At 70.2% G+C, this 13,620-nt stretch carries 15 protein-coding genes and 1 pseudogene; 14 read left to right on the top strand and 2 right to left on the bottom strand.

Translation table 11 applies throughout. The features are described 5' to 3' along the window. The first annotated feature begins 173 nt into the window (after positions 1-173). The 12 genes from SLV14N_RS36945 to SLV14N_RS37000 all read left to right on the top strand — a co-directional run bounded on the left by SLV14N_RS36945 (position 174) and on the right by SLV14N_RS37000 (position 9,165). Positions 174-674 (top strand): MarR family winged helix-turn-helix transcriptional regulator, encoded by a 501-nt coding sequence (locus SLV14N_RS36945; protein ID WP_208687192.1) that lies wholly within the window; start codon positions 174-176, stop codon positions 672-674. Next, complete coding sequence (locus SLV14N_RS36950; protein ID WP_263272699.1) at positions 665-2,062, top strand: MFS transporter; 1,398 nt, start codon at positions 665-667, stop codon at positions 2,060-2,062. The genes SLV14N_RS36945 and SLV14N_RS36950 overlap by 10 nt, the downstream gene beginning before the upstream one ends. A gap of 745 nt (positions 2,063-2,807) precedes the next feature. After that, complete coding sequence (locus SLV14N_RS36955; RefSeq protein ID WP_263273407.1) at positions 2,808-3,887, top strand: PP2C family protein-serine/threonine phosphatase; 1,080 nt, start codon at positions 2,808-2,810, stop codon at positions 3,885-3,887. Positions 3,888-4,058: 171 nt separating this feature from the next. Then, positions 4,059-4,379, top strand: coding sequence for a gas vesicle protein (locus tag SLV14N_RS36960; protein WP_208687196.1), 321 nt, complete (start codon positions 4,059-4,061; stop codon positions 4,377-4,379). A 35-nt stretch (positions 4,380-4,414) separates the two neighbouring features. Continuing rightward, positions 4,415-4,888: a gas vesicle protein GvpJ gene (gene gvpJ, locus SLV14N_RS36965; RefSeq protein WP_093637960.1), complete on the top strand. Its 474-nt coding sequence runs from the start codon at positions 4,415-4,417 to the stop codon at positions 4,886-4,888. A 3-nt stretch (positions 4,889-4,891) separates the two neighbouring features. Beyond that, the gene (locus tag SLV14N_RS36970; RefSeq protein ID WP_208687200.1) at positions 4,892-5,638 is read left to right on the top strand and encodes a GvpL/GvpF family gas vesicle protein; all 747 of its coding nucleotides are present in this window, start codon (positions 4,892-4,894) and stop codon (positions 5,636-5,638) included. 1 nt (position 5,639) lies between these two features. Continuing rightward, complete coding sequence (locus SLV14N_RS36975) at positions 5,640-5,864, top strand: gas vesicle protein GvpG (RefSeq protein WP_127149308.1); 225 nt, start codon at positions 5,640-5,642, stop codon at positions 5,862-5,864. 57 nt (positions 5,865-5,921) lie between these two features. Then, positions 5,922-6,281, top strand: a complete 360-nt coding sequence (locus SLV14N_RS36980; protein WP_263272704.1) for a gas vesicle protein — start codon at positions 5,922-5,924, stop codon at positions 6,279-6,281. Continuing rightward, positions 6,278-7,108, top strand: coding sequence for a GvpL/GvpF family gas vesicle protein (locus tag SLV14N_RS36985; RefSeq protein WP_263272706.1), 831 nt, complete (start codon positions 6,278-6,280; stop codon positions 7,106-7,108). The genes SLV14N_RS36980 and SLV14N_RS36985 overlap by 4 nt, the downstream gene beginning before the upstream one ends. 3 nt (positions 7,109-7,111) lie before the next feature. Continuing rightward, positions 7,112-7,342 carry a gas vesicle protein gene (locus tag SLV14N_RS36990; protein WP_127149305.1) on the top strand — a complete coding sequence of 77 codons (231 nt, stop codon included), beginning with the start codon at positions 7,112-7,114 and terminating at the stop codon, positions 7,340-7,342. Then, positions 7,339-7,635: a gas vesicle protein K gene (locus SLV14N_RS36995; RefSeq protein ID WP_208687207.1), complete on the top strand. Its 297-nt coding sequence runs from the start codon at positions 7,339-7,341 to the stop codon at positions 7,633-7,635. Before SLV14N_RS36990 ends, SLV14N_RS36995 begins: the two co-directional genes overlap by 4 nt. A gap of 177 nt (positions 7,636-7,812) precedes the next feature. Continuing rightward, positions 7,813-9,165: an NAD(P)/FAD-dependent oxidoreductase gene (locus tag SLV14N_RS37000; RefSeq protein ID WP_263272707.1), complete on the top strand. Its 1,353-nt coding sequence runs from the start codon at positions 7,813-7,815 to the stop codon at positions 9,163-9,165. 126 nt (positions 9,166-9,291) lie between these two features. Here SLV14N_RS37000 and SLV14N_RS37005 read toward each other — a convergent pair. Next, a pseudogene (locus SLV14N_RS37005) lies at positions 9,292-9,486 on the bottom strand (GNAT family N-acetyltransferase); the annotation flags it as partial. Positions 9,487-9,508: 22 nt separating this feature from the next. After that, positions 9,509-10,486, bottom strand: a complete 978-nt coding sequence (locus SLV14N_RS37010; RefSeq protein ID WP_263272708.1) for a GNAT family N-acetyltransferase — start codon at positions 10,484-10,486, stop codon at positions 9,509-9,511. A 53-nt stretch (positions 10,487-10,539) separates the two neighbouring features. On the opposite strand from SLV14N_RS37010, the gene SLV14N_RS37015 reads away from it, so the two are divergent. Both SLV14N_RS37015 and SLV14N_RS37020 read left to right on the top strand, forming a co-directional pair. After that, positions 10,540-11,181, top strand: a complete 642-nt coding sequence (locus SLV14N_RS37015; RefSeq protein WP_208687215.1) for a TetR/AcrR family transcriptional regulator — start codon at positions 10,540-10,542, stop codon at positions 11,179-11,181. A gap of 162 nt (positions 11,182-11,343) precedes the next feature. Beyond that, entirely contained in the window at positions 11,344-13,470 is a 2,127-nt protein-coding gene (locus SLV14N_RS37020) for a transporter substrate-binding domain-containing protein (protein ID WP_263272709.1), read from the top strand. Positions 13,471-13,620 lie beyond the last annotated feature (150 nt).

Genomic DNA, 13,620 nt, shown 5'->3' on the forward strand with positions numbered 1-13,620 from the left:
GTCCGCGGTCTGTCCACCTCGTTGGCTGTGGCCCTCCCCTTCGCTGGTGAGTGCTTCGGCTTCCATCGTCCACCAGGACCGGCCGCCCGCACACCTCGTCCCGGCGGGGCCTGGGCACCGCTGGCCTAAAGCAATCTGACAGCACTTACATAAGCACTGTTACGATGCCGCGCATGACCGAGGACCCCACGCTCGACCCCACCGGCAAGAGCCTCTGGCGGCCGCTGCGACTGCTGCAGGCATCGATGGACGCGGAGATCGCCCGGATCTACGCCGAGGAGCGGATCACCGGGCTCAAGCCGAGCTACGTCATGGAGCTGCTCCGGCTCCACGCCCGCGGGCCGATGACCATCACCGAACTGGCCGGGTCGGTCGGCCGGACCCACTCCGCACTCAGCCAGAAGGTGGCCGCGATGCGCGCGGCCGGCTGGGTGGAGACCGTGCCGGGCGACGACGCGCGCAGCAAGAAGGTGGCGCTCACGGACCGCGCCCGCGGCATCGTCGGACGGCTGGCCGCGGAGTGGCGCGCCACCGAGGCGGCCCTTGCCGAGATCGAGGCCGAGATCCCCTATCCGCTGAGCCGGGTCGTCGCCGACATCGAGCAGGTCCTCGCGCGCAAGAGCTTCCACGACCGGATCGCCGAGAAGCTGGCCGAGGACCCCGCATGGGAGTGAAGCGCGCACTGCTCGATGTGACCCCGCTGCGCCGGTCGGCGCCGTTCCGGCGGCTGTGGCTCGGCCAGACGCTCTCCCGCCTCGGCGGCCAGATGACCCTGGTCGCTGTGATGTTCCAGGTCTGGCAGACGACGCACAGCACCGTCTGGACCGGGGCCGTCGGTCTGGCCCAGGCCGTCCCCCTCATCGTGCTCGGACTCTTCGCCGGGTCGCTCGTCGACCGCGTGGACCGGCGGACCTTCTACCTGATCACGACCAGTGGCCAAGCCGTTTGTGCGTCCCTGCTCGCCCTGCAGGGCCTCCTCGGGAACTTTCCGACCGCGGGGGTGCTGCTGCTGGTCGCGGTGCAGTCCTGCTTCGCGGCCGGCAGCGGTCCGGTGTCACGCACCTTCCTTCCGCGGCTGCTGCCGAAGCAACAGCTCGCCGCCGGGCTGGCGTTGAACCGGATCGCCTTCCAGGGCGCCATGCTGACCGGCCCGGTACTGGGTGGGCTGATCCTGGGCGGGCTGGGCGTCGGCGGTGTCTACCTGATCGACGCGCTCACCTTCGCCGCCGCGCTCTACGGCGCGTTCGGCCTGCCGCGGATGAGACCCGGCGACGCCCCCGCCCGGCCCGGTCTGCGCGGAGTGGCGGACGGCCTGGTCTTTCTCGTCCGCACTCCCGTCATCCGCGGAGCGCTCCTCACGGACCTGGCCACCACTGTGCTGTCGATGCCGATCAGCCTGTTCCCCCTGGTCAACGCGGAACGCTTCGGCAACGATCCCCGCACGCTCGGACTCTTTCTGAGCGCCGTGGCAGCCGGCGGGGTCCTTGCCTCCCTCTTCGCCGGGACCTTCACCCGCCTCTCCCGCCCCGGTCTCGTCATGCTCGGCGGATCGGCCACCTGGGGCGCGGCCCTCACCCTCTTCGGCCTGTCGGCCGACCCGTGGACCGGGCCGGCCTTCCTGGTCCTGGCGGGTGCCGCCGACACCGTCGCCGTCGTGTCCCGAAGCACCCTCGTACAGCTGCACACCCCCGATGAGCTGCTAGGACGGGTCAGCGCCGCGGAACAGATCGTCGGACAGGCCGGCCCGGACCTCGGCAATATGCGCGGCGGCCTCATGGCGGACGCCACATCGGGCACGGCGGCGCTGGTCAGTGGCGGCTTGCTGTGCATCGGCGCGGTAGCGCTGGTCGGCACGACCACACCGGGCCTGCGCTTCAGCCGTTCTCCGTTGCCCGCTCCCGCTCCCGCTCCCGTTCCCGCTCCCGTTCCCGTTCCCGCTCCCGCTCCCGCTCCCGCTCCCGCTCCCGCTCCCGCTCCCGCTCCCGCTCCCGCTCCCGCTCCTGCTCCTGCTCCTGCTCCGGCGCCTTGCCGGGCCAAATGGTGGTCACTATGGGCCAAATGAGGCTGTAAACAAGGACTTTGGTGAGCGGGTTGAGCCAGACGAGGAGTGGAGCGGCCTTGTCGAAGGTGCCGACCAGCACCACCAGAGCGAAGATCAAGCCCACGCTGATCGCATAGGCCAGCAGGAACCTGAACCAGGACTTCCAGGCGTCCACAACAGCCGCGCGACCGTGGAGGCTTGGGCGGGGCGGAGCGCTGCTCCCGCCGAAGCGGCGGGCGAACTTCGCGTCGGCCCAGCGGACGGTGCGGTGTCCGTAGACGACGGTGATACCGAGGTAGGCCGCCGACAGGCCGTGCCACACGGTCGGCCCGGCGCCGTCCCGGATGCTGAGGACGGTGGCCCCCAGCAGCACGACATCGATCAGCGGGACACACAGCAGCAGCGCGCCACCGAGAATCCGCCGGCCGGCGGCGTAGCGCGCGGCCAGGCCGCCGACGAGGAAGATCCAAAAAAGCACATCACAAGCGAGAATCAAGTAAAAGATGACGCGGCCCCCCAGTGCGCAATTCGATCATTATCGCTCGGGGCGGCGGTGACCGGGCGTCCGGATCAAGCCAGGCCGGGTCACCCGCCCCGTGGGAGCGGGTCCGCAACGCGCGCATCCAGCCCACAGGGCGTATATGTGAAGCCATTGGAACTACACACCTGGTGCGGTGCGGCAAACCGTGCGGCGGCGTCCGGTCCTTCCGCGTCGCGAGCGCGGCCCGGCAGCAGGAGATGCACTGTGAATGGCCTGCAACCCACGCTGGCGAAGGTGCCCTGGATCCTCGCGGCGCTGGCCCTCCTGGCCGGCGTCCTGCTGAACCTTTTCGCGCCCGAGCCGTACATGGGACTGCCGCTGCTGGCCGCCGCACCGCTCGTGGCCGGTGCCACGCTCACCTTCCGCTCCGCGCTCGCCGTCGTGTGTGTCACCTGTGTGGTCTCGGTGGCACTGGACATCGAGCGTGGGCGTCCGGCGACGCCGCTGTTCGTCGATCTGGCCGTGGTGGGCCTGATCGGGGTGCTGGCGCTCGGGGTCAACCGGCTCATTGTGCGGCAGGGCCGTGATCTGGCGCTGGCCAGGGATGTCGCGGAGGCGGTCCAGCGGGCGGTGCTCCCGGACCCGCCGGCGGAGGCCGGTCCGCTGGCCGTGGCTGCCGGGTACACCACGGCGCAGGCCGAGGCGCGGATCGGCGGGGATTTCTACGCGGTGCAGGAGACGCCGTTCGGGGTACGGATGATCATCGGGGATGTACGGGGCAAGGGCATCCAGGCTGTCGCCGCGGTGTCGGTCGCGCTCGGGGCGTTCCGTCAGGAGGCCGAATACGCTCCCACCTTGGACGCGCTGGGCCGGCGGCTGGACGAGGCACTGGCCAGAGCGGCGGCCCGGAGCGGGCCGGTGATCTCCAGTGAGGGCTTCACCACCGCCGTGCTGGCCGAGGTCTCCGCCGACGGTGAGGCGCTGAGTCTGGTGAACCGCGGGCATCCGCCGCCGTATCTGGTGCACGAGGGGCAGCTCGTACGGCTCGACCCGGCCGTCCCGCAGCTCCCCCTGGGGGTGGGGCTGGGCGATATCGCTCCCGCGGCCTCCGAAGCGGTCGATGTGGCGCCACTGCCCGTGGGAGCCTCGCTGCTGCTGATCACGGATGGGGTCACCGAGGCACGGGACAAGCGGGGCACGTTCTACGACCCGGTCTTCTCGGGGCGCCTGAGCCGGCGGTTCACCGACCCCGAGGCGCTGGTGGAGGCCCTGACCAAGGACGTCGGCCGCTGGACCGAGGGCGACCACGAGGACGACATGGCCATCCTGGCCGTCACCCGCCGCCGCCCTCCCCACGCCGCCTGACCGGGAGTGCGCGCCCCCTAATGGCGGACCGCCGTTTTCCGCGGGTATCCACCGGCCTGGCGCAGGCCGCCGTTGCCTTGCCGATGTCGCACGGCGCGGTCCGCGTCCGCCGCGGCACAAGATTGGGCCCGCTCAGGATGCGCAGGTCATGGAGACGATGAGACTTGGTGTATGGCAGAACAATCCCGAACGCGGGTCCGGTCGTCCACGGCTGCCCGAAAGCGGAAATCAACGCCGGAGAACACCCCTGCGGAGGTGGCGCACCGTGCCGCTGAATTGCTGCAGAGCGTGATCAGCCACCGGACCGAGGGCGTTTCGGCGGTACGGCGGACCGACGACGGCTGGTGTGTCGTGGTGGATGTGCTGGAGCTGGCGCGGATCCCGGACACCACAAGCCTTCTTGCGACGTACGAGGTAAGGCTCGACGACGAGGGCGAACTGCTCGAGTACTACCGGACCCACCGCTATCGACGAGGTGCGGCCGACCAGTGAGCGCGCCGTCCTGACCAGCTGAAAGGGCACCCCAGATGACCACCACGACCTATTCAGGCCTGTCCGGAGAGGTAATTCCCTGCCCGCCCAGGGCCGGAACGTTGTACGACGTGATGGAGCTCATCCTGGACCGGGGGATGGTCATCGATGTGTTCATACGGGTGTCCCTGGTCGGGATCGAGATTCTGAAGATTGATGCCCGCATCGTGGTCGCCAGTGTGGATACCTACCTGCGGTTCGCGGAGGCGTGCAATCGGCTGGATCTGGAGCGGGATTCGGGAAGTGTCACCGTTCCCGAACTCTTCAGCGGTCAGGCCGCCAAAGGCATCGGAAAACGCAAGGTGAAGGACGCCGCCAAATCCGTTGGCGAAACCGTCCGTTCGGCGGTGGGAAAGGGCGATGACTCGGATGACGATGCGGACGAGGAGGAAGCGCAGCCGCAGCGGCGGCGGCGTAGTTCCGCCCGGTCCGGAGCTGCTTCCCGCCGACGGCGCTCAGAGGAGGAATGACCCGTGACGGACGACGGTATCTACGTTTACGGCATCGTCCGGACCGATCGCCCGTTGCCCTCGCATGTGGGTGGAGTGGGGGATCCCCCAGGAGTCGTGGAAAAAATCGTGGAGGGGCGGGTCGCCGCGGTCGTGAGCCAGGCGCCGCCGAAGCTGCGCGCCCGCCGTCGCGACCTCTTGGCGCATCAGGAGCTGTTGCTGGCCCTGTCCGAGGGCGGGCCGGTCCTGCCCATGCGCTTCGGCATGGTGGCGCCGGACGAGACGGTGATCCGCCGTCAGCTGGCCGATGCCGAGGAGCGCCATCTGGCGGCGTTGGAAAGCCTCGCGGGCCGGGTTGAGATCAATGTCAAGGCGATGCCGGCCAACGACTCGCTCGCCGCCCTCGTCACAGGGGACGCCACCATCCGCGGGCTGCGCGAAGAGGTACGTCGCCGGCCGAGCTACGAGGCCAATATGCGGCTGGGAGAGGCGGTGGCGACCGCGCTGTCGCGCCGGGCCGCCGAAGCGGGCCAGGAAATCGTGCGGGAGCTGAAGCCCTGGGCGCATGCGGTCCGCCCCGGGCCGGAGGTGTCCGGATGCCAGATCAATGTGTCGTTCCTGGTGGACCGGAGCGACAGCGCCGAATTCGCCGCGGAGGCGGAGCGTCTCGCCCAGGACCGGCACGAGCGCGTCGAACTGCGGGTGGCGGGTCCGTTGCCCTGCTACAGCTTCCTGGAGCCGCAGGCGCTCGCGGGAAGAGCGGGAGGATGACATGGGGCTGATCAGCGGAGTGCTCACGCTGCCGCTCGCCCCGGTGCGGGGGGTGGTCTGGGTGGCCGACCAACTCGCCCAGGCGGCCGACCGCGAGCTGCACGATCCGTCCGTCATCCGCGCCCGGCTCGCCGCGCTGAACCAGGAATACGAAGCCGGTCACCTCAGCAAAGCGGCGTTCGAACGCGAAGAGGACCAGCTGCTCGACCTGCTGTACGGGAGATGACCGGCGCTCCGGAGCCGGGCCCCGCCCCGTACGCGACGAAGAGGAATGAGTGACCACGTGACCGACGTCGATTACAGACAGGCCGCTCCTCCGGCCAACGGTCCCAGCACCGCGAACCTCGCCGACATCCTCGAACGCATCCTCGACAAGGGCATCGTCATCGCCGGGGACATCAAGATCGACCTGCTGGACATCGAGCTGCTCACCATCAGGCTGCGCCTGTTCGTCGCGTCGGTGGAGACGGCCAGGAAAGCCGGTATCGACTGGTGGGAGACCGACCCCGCGCTCAGTTCCAAGGCGGCACGGAGTGAACTGCGCGAAGAGAACGCCCGGTTGCGCGAGCGCATCGAAGCGCTGGAGTCCGGCGACGACGGTGATACGTCCTCCTCCCGGACGAATGACGAGGCGGCGTCATGACGACAGAGCAGCTCGGCACCTCGGAGAGCGCCCCAGCCACCGCCACCGCGACCGCGACCGCGACCTATGTTTATGCGGTGAGCCGCCGGCTCGACCCGGCTGCCCTCAGCGGGCTCGCGGGCCTCGTCGAAGGCTTCCCCGTGCGCACACTGCCGCTCGGCCCGCTCACCGCGGTCGTCCAGCATGTACCGGCCGCCGAGTTCACCCAGGACGCCTGGCAGCAGCGGCTGTCGGACCGTGCCGAACTGGAGCGCTGCGCACGGGCTCACCACGAGGTGGTGACCGCGGCCGCCGCCTGCGGGCCGACGGTGCCGCTGCCGCTGGCCACCCTCTACCGGGGGGACGAACGGGCACGACAGGCCCTTGGCGCGGACCGGGACCGCTTCGCCGCTGCGCTGGCCCGTATCGAGGGCCACGCCGAATGGGGAGTGAAGGTCAGCCTCCCGACGGCCGCTCCCGAGCCTCCCGGAACCGGATCTCCAGGGAGCGGCGGCGGACCGTCCGGCGGGGCGGGCCGGGCCTACCTGGAACGGAAACGGGGGCTGCACCGGGCGCGGGAACAGCACCACGACCGTGCGCTGCAGACCGCCGAGGACGTCGACGCCGCCCTGAGCCGTCTGGCCACCGCCACCCGCCGGCTTCGCCCGCACACTCCGGAGATGACCGGGGAGCGGCACCGCCTGCAGGTGCTCAACGCCGCATACCTGGTGATGACCGTGCGGGAGAAGGAACTGCTCGACGCGGTGGAGACCTTGCGGCACCGTACGGGAGCAGAGGTCGAGGTCTCGGGCCCCTGGGTGCCGTACTCCTTCGTCGGGGAGGTGTGAGCCGTGTCCGTGCGCGAGCCCGTCCCCTGGGACACCCCGGGCCCGCTCGCCGGGCCCATCGGGGTGCCACTGGTCGACCTTCTGGACCGCGTCCTGTCCACCGGGGTCGTGGTCAGCGGGGACCTGGTCATCGCCATCGCCGATGTGCCGCTGATCCGGCTCTCCCTGCACGCACTGCTCTCCTCGGTCAGTGAACGTGTGCCCGCACCGTGGTCGGACGGAGGTCCGCTGTGACGGGAAGAACGGGTACGCCCGAGAGCAGAATCGACCTCGACCGTGAGCAAATGGGCCGCGATCTGGTCTCGTTGGTGCTCACCGTGGTCGAGCTGCTGCGGCAGTTGATGGAACGGCAGGCGATCCGCCGCGTGGAGCAGGGCGATCTGAGTGATGAGCAGGTGGAACACATCGGGGAGACGCTGATGCATCTCGAAGCGCGGATGACCGAACTGTGCGAACAGCACGACCTGCGTCTGGAAGACCTCAACCTCGATCTGGGCCCCCTGGGCTCCCTCCTGCCCCGACACTGAGACGATCACCGGCCCTGTCAACTCCGGCCGGGACGAGCCATCAGCCGACTCGGGGCGACATCACCCTGATTACGGAACGTACTCAGTTGCTCACCTCTTTCGGCATACCCGTCGGCCGATCGGGGCAGGGAAGGGCCCGGGAACAGCGGGGTTCGGCCCGCAGAGGGAGGGAGCGGTATGCCCACGGATTCGGACGTCCGGCACGCGGTGGTGATGGGGGCGGGCATGGCGGGGCTTGCCGCCGCGCGTGTCCTGGCCGACAGCTTCGAGGCCGTCACCGTCATCGAACGCGACACGCTTCCGAGTGCGTCCGCACCCAGGGCCGGCGTGCCGCAGGGGCACCATGTCCATGGCCTTCTGGCCCTCGGTGCCGAGGTGTTCGAGGGGTACTTCCCCGGGCTGCGGGCCGAGCTGGAACAGGCCGGTGCGCCGGTGTGGGACTGGGGCGAAGGGCTGTGTGCCGTGCTGCCCAACGGCACCCCCCCGCCTACACCGATGGGCATGCCGATCCAGACCTTCTCCCGTCCTCTCCTGGAGCATGTTCTCCGCCAACGGGTGAGGGCGCTGGAACCCGTCACCTTACGGGACGGACTGACCGTCACCGGCCTGCGCACGGTCCCGCCCGGGAAGGTCACGGGCGTGCGCGTCAAGAACGGTGACGGCGAGGACGAGATCGCCGCGGACCTCGTGGTGGACGCCTCGGGCCGCTCCTCCCACCTGCCGCAGTGGCTGGCTGCCCTCGGTCTGCCCAGCCCCCGTACGACGACCGTCGATGCTCAGGTCGGCTATGCCTCACACACCTACTCCTACCCGGAAGGGCAGGCCCCGCCCTCGTGGATGGGCGTGCTGCAACCCCTGCGGGCCCCCGACTTCCACAAGGGCTGCTACGCGATCCAGATCGAGAACAAGGCACTCCACGTCACCCTGCACGGAGCCAACGGAACCCAACTGCCCCACAGCGACGGCGAATTCCTCTCCTTCGCCAAAACGCTGCGCGGCCCTGTCGCCGACACCATCGCCTCCCTCACCCCCACCTCCGCCGTGCGCCGCTACGCCCGTACGGTCAACCGAAAGATCGCCTACCACCGCCTTGCCAGCTGGCCCGATGGTCTGATTGCCCTGGGGGACTCGGTGTGCACCTTCAACCCCGCCTACGGACAGGGCATGACCATCGCCGCGCTCGAAGCCCGTCTCCTGGAGCAGATGCTCAGCAACAGGCCTGCCCGCACTCCCCTCGACGGGCAGGCCTTCCAGAAGCGGTTGGCCCGCGTCACCGCCTCCTCATGGCTGATGGCAACCACCCCCGACCGGGCCTGGGATCAGTCGCGGCTCTCCTGGCCCGTCAGGGCCGGCAACTGGTTCATGAACCGCCTGATCGACACCGTCCCCCATGACCCGCAGCTCTACACCGCCTTCTCCGGCCTCTTCCACATGACTGCAGGTCCCCTGACGCTGGCCGACCCACGCCTGCTGTCCCGCGTCCTGATCGGCCCCCGCCCAGGAGGAAGCCCGCGCACGACCACGGCCTGAATCACCGGCATCGAGGCTGCAGGAACCCGCCGTTGCGACAGGCGACTTGTGGCCGGACGTCAGGCGGCGATGCCCTGGCGCATCCCTCGTCACTGCGAGACCCGGACGGGTGTGAGAGAACCCGGCTCAACCGGACGGCGTTACGGAGGACCACACGCCGAACCACTGCTCGGCGCCGTACTCCTCGAACCGCTCCACCTCGGTGAACCCCAGCTTCGCCGCGAGGCGCATCGCGCGGTCGTTGGCGGTCTGGGTGCAGAGCACCACCGGCTCGCCGGGAAGCACGCCGGTGAACCAGTCGAGTGCCGCCGCGCACGCCTCGGTCCCGCCATGATCCGCGCGGTCATTCGGTGGCGGTGGCGGGTGCGTCGTCCCAGGCCAGTGAAGACATCCTCCATCCTGACGGGGTCCGGACGAACTGGGTGGTCTTGTGGCCGGAGCCCTCGAACCACTCGCCGTGGTGGAAGCCGGACTTGCGGTATTCGCTGAACCGGTGCGCGATCGATCCGAAGATCTCGGTCCGCTCTGCGACCTCCCATTCGCTGAACTCCGTCAGCGTCCCGTCGGTGAGCATCTTCTGCCGGGGCTCGATGAACGCGTCGAGGTCGTAGATCACGGGCTCTGCCCCGACGTTCGCGATGATCCTCCCCTGCGGAATGAAGACGTCGCGGATGACCCCGAGGTCCGGCCGGCTGTCGCCGGTGTTGGTGAAGGCGCCGACGAACACGCGCATCAGCCGGTCGAGTTCGGCCTGGACGCGGGCCCCGGACACTTCCCCGGGAGAGGGCCATTCTCCGGAAAGGACCGACCAGACTTCGCTGTCGTGCCGCGTACCTCGGTACGAAGAGCGCTGTCGCAGCACGCCGTCGCGGGTCATGCCCAGTCGGCGCGCGACGTCGATGCTGCGGGTGTTGCCCGCCGCGACCCACCATTCGACGCGGCTCATTCCGCGTTCCTGGAAGGCCCAGTCGATCAACACCCGGCAGGCCTGGGTCACCAGGCCCCGTCCCTCCCCGGCCTGCTCCAGCCAGCAGCCGATCTCGCACACCCCGGAGGCGCTGTCGAAGTGGGTGAACATGACGCCGCCGACCAGCGTGCCGTCCAGCCAGATCCCGTAGATCCGGCCGGTGTCCTGGGCCAGACGGTCGGCGTAGCGCTGGAGGGTAGCCGTGGCCGAGTCGAGGTCGGTGCTGAACGTCGCCCAGGGTATCCACGGGTCCACGGAGCCCCGGGCGCGGTCGATATGGGCGAGGAACTCCTGTGCCTGCCACGGCTCCAGGGGGCGGAGTTGGGCCTGGTCGCCGAGCGGCTGGGTGAACATGGGAGCCTCGCTCTCTGGGTCCATAACAAGCGTTCGGTACGTAAGCTAGCAGCATGCCGCCGCCCGCACCCGGAGACCGTGAAGCCCGCCGCAAGGACGTATCCGAGGCGGTGTGGCACGTACTCGCCGACAGGGGGTTCGGCGGGCTGACCCTGCGTGCCGTCGCCGCTGCGATGGGGGTCTCGACCGGAATGCTCATGCACTACTTCCCGACCAAACGGGCCCTGCTCACACACGCCTTGGACTTGCTGGAGAAGCGCAGCGCGGAGAGGCCCCGCCGCGCGCGTCCCGCCGCGGGCCTCGCCACCGTGCGCGCCATGCTCCTGGACATCCTGCCGCTGGCTCCGGACGACACCGCCCGCAACCGCATCTGGGTCAGCTCCTGGGACCTCTCCCTCGCCGACGACGGGCTGACCGCGGAACAGGCCGACCGCTACACCCGCCTGCGCTCGACGATCGGCCCGCACCTCGAAGCCGCACGCGATCTCGGCGAGCTCCCCGCAGCCGCCGACCCGGACCAACTTGCCGCCGCTGCCGTCGCCTTCACCCACGGACTCGTCGTCCAGGCCCTCTTCGACCCCGGCCGATTCCCCCAGGACGTACAGATCAGCATGCTCGACGACTTCCTCGCCTCGGCCGCGCTGCCCCGGTCCGACGGCGGCAGCCGACCGGCCCCGCCGAAGACCTGCCACTGAAGAACGACGCGGCCCTCTTCGGCCTGCACGAGCTCCGGCCCCGGGCAGGGCCTGGCCTCGTCCACCGCACCGCCCGCCGCCACCGGCGTACGGCCTCCGTCGGAGCACTCGGGCACGTGCAGAATGGTGTCGACACAACTGGCGGCACGGGTGGGGGTATCGGTGCGACCGCTGGCGAAGAACGATCCGCAGCAGATCGGCCCGTTCCGGATCATCGGCCTTCTCGGTGGCGGCGGCATGGGACGGGTCTATCTCGGCCGCGCGGCGGACGGGCGGCCGGTGGCGGTGAAGACCGCGCGCTCCGAACTCGCCGACGACCGGGGCTTCCGGGCTCGTTTCGCCCGTGAGGTATCCGCCGCCCAGCAGGTGGGCGGACCGTTCGTGGCGCCGGTGGTCGACGCCGCGCCCCACGACGACGTCCCCTGGATGGCGACCGAGTACGTGCCGGGTGTCTCGCTGACCGATGCCGTGCACGACTGCGGGCCGCTGCCCGAGCACACGGTGCGGCTGCTGACGGCGGGCCTGCTGCACGCCCTGACGGCGGTGCACGCGCACGGGCTGGTGCACCGCGACCTCAAGCCGTCGAACATCCTGCTCACCGCGGAGGGCCCGCGTGTCATCGACTTCGGCATTGCGCACTCAGCCGCTGACACCGCCCTGACGACGACCGGCACCGCCCTCGGCACGCCGGGGTTCATGGCGCCCGAGCAACTCGTCATGACGGGCCCCAAGGTCACTGGCGCGGCGGACGTGTTCGCGCTGGGCGGGGTGATCGTCTTCGCGGCGACGGGCGCCGGCCCCTACGGGAACGCCGATCCGCAGGTCCTCATGTACCGCACCGTGCACGAGGAACCGCGGCTCGACGAACTCACGGACTTCCTCCGGGAGTTGGCGGCGGCCTGCCTGGCGAAGGAGCCGGAGGGGCGGCCCGCTCTGCCCGCCCTCATGGCTCTGGTGGGCGCACCGGGCCCGTACGGCGACTGGCTGCCGGAGCCCGTCGCCGTACAGCTGCGCCGTTTGTCCGCGCAGCTCAGCGACCCCAGGTCCCCGGACATGTTCGCGCCGCAACCCCCGGCCGAGGGGCCCGCCGACGTCCCCGACGACCGGCTGCCGACCCGTACGACGGCGGACGGTGCACCGCCCCCGCCGTCGTACGACGCGCCGCCGCAGAGGCCCGCGGGAGCCCCCGTGCCTCCCCAGCCCGCCACTCCGTCCCCGGGCCAATACGGCCCCGCCCTCGCCACCCCGCCGCAGGAGCGCCACCGGCCTGCTCCGCCACCGGGGCCGCACGTCGTCCCTCCCGGACCGGCCTCCGCACCCCCTGGGCAGCCGGCGTCCCCGGGACCGAGCCGACGCCGTGTGCTCGCCGCGCTGTCCGTCGTCGGGGTCGGAGCCGGTGGCGGGGCGCTGGCCTGGACGCTGCAGCCGGACGGCGGCAGTGACGGCGGCAGGAAGCCGTCCGGCGGCTCCAGGCCGAGCGGGAACCCTTCGGCCATCGGGACACCGTCCGGCCGGTTGCCGAAGGAGATACGCGACAAGGGCATCGTCACCATCGGCTCGGACATCAGCTACGCGCCCATGGAGTTCGTCAGGGACGGCAAGCCCGCCGGCCTCGACGTCGAACTCGCGACCGCCCTCAGCCGTGAGCTGGGCCTGCGCGTCAAGTTCGTGAACGCCACCTTCGACACCCTCCTCACCGGTCTGAACGTGAACCGCTTCGACCTGGTCATGTCGGCGATGACCGACACCAAGGACCGTCAGGAGGGGCGCACGGACGGCACGAAGACCGGCAGCGGTGTCGACCTGGTCGACTACTTCAAGGCCGGGCTGGTGCTCGTCGTCCGCAAGGGCAACCCGGAGGGCGTCAAGGCTCCCGGAGACCTGTCCGGCAGGAAGGTCGCCGTCCAGCGCGGCACGTTCGCCCGTGACTACCTGGACCAGCTGAACCCGAAGGCCCCCGCGAAGTTGAAGATCCGGGAGTTCGACTCACCGGCTGAGGTCTACGACGATGTCGCCAAGGGCCGGTCCACGGCCTGCCTCGACGATTTCCCGGTCGCGGCCCACAACGCCGCGACCCGCGCAGGCGGCACCGCCCTCGAACTCAGCGGCGCCCAGCTCGAACCCCTCCTCTACGGCATAGCGGTCGCCAAGACCAACACGGCCCTGCGCGACGCCGTAAGGGAAGCCCTCGACCGCCTCATCAGGAACGGCGAGTACGCAAGGATCCTCAAGAAGTGGCATGTCGCGGACGGCTCGGTGGGGCGGGCGGTCGTCAACGGGGGCCCGTAGGGCGGCCGGGCTCCGTTCGGGGTGAGCGTCACTGCGGTGCGGCCGTCGGGAACCGTTCAGCCGGTGATGACCTGGTTGGTCGTACCGAGCGGTGGACACCCATGGTGCGCCGCATCTTGGGGTGTGGACTCTCCCGCGCAGGATCGTCAG

The sequence above is a fragment of the Streptomyces sp. Je 1-4 4N24 genome (assembly GCF_026239515.1).
Classification (GTDB): Bacteria; Actinomycetota; Actinomycetes; order Streptomycetales; family Streptomycetaceae; genus Streptomyces; species Streptomyces nigrescens.

What these genes read in the sequence shown, in the direction of transcription:
- SLV14N_RS37000 (WP_263272707.1), top strand. Translation starts at nt 7,813, where the DNA reads ATGCCCACGGATTCGGACGTCCGGCACGCGGTGGTGATGGGGGCGGGC.
- SLV14N_RS37010 (WP_263272708.1), bottom strand. Translation starts at nt 10,486, where the DNA reads ATGTTCACCCAGCCGCTCGGCGACCAGGCCCAACTCCGCCCCCTGGAG.
- SLV14N_RS36975 (WP_127149308.1), top strand. Translation starts at nt 5,640, where the DNA reads ATGGGGCTGATCAGCGGAGTGCTCACGCTGCCGCTCGCCCCGGTGCGG.
- SLV14N_RS37015 (WP_208687215.1), top strand. Translation starts at nt 10,540, where the DNA reads ATGCCGCCGCCCGCACCCGGAGACCGTGAAGCCCGCCGCAAGGACGTA.
- gvpJ (WP_093637960.1), top strand. Translation starts at nt 4,415, where the DNA reads ATGACCACCACGACCTATTCAGGCCTGTCCGGAGAGGTAATTCCCTGC.
- SLV14N_RS36945 (WP_208687192.1), top strand. Translation starts at nt 174, where the DNA reads ATGACCGAGGACCCCACGCTCGACCCCACCGGCAAGAGCCTCTGGCGG.
- SLV14N_RS36985 (WP_263272706.1), top strand. Translation starts at nt 6,278, where the DNA reads ATGACGACAGAGCAGCTCGGCACCTCGGAGAGCGCCCCAGCCACCGCC.
- SLV14N_RS36950 (WP_263272699.1), top strand. Translation starts at nt 665, where the DNA reads ATGGGAGTGAAGCGCGCACTGCTCGATGTGACCCCGCTGCGCCGGTCG.
- SLV14N_RS36960 (WP_208687196.1), top strand. Translation starts at nt 4,059, where the DNA reads ATGGCAGAACAATCCCGAACGCGGGTCCGGTCGTCCACGGCTGCCCGA.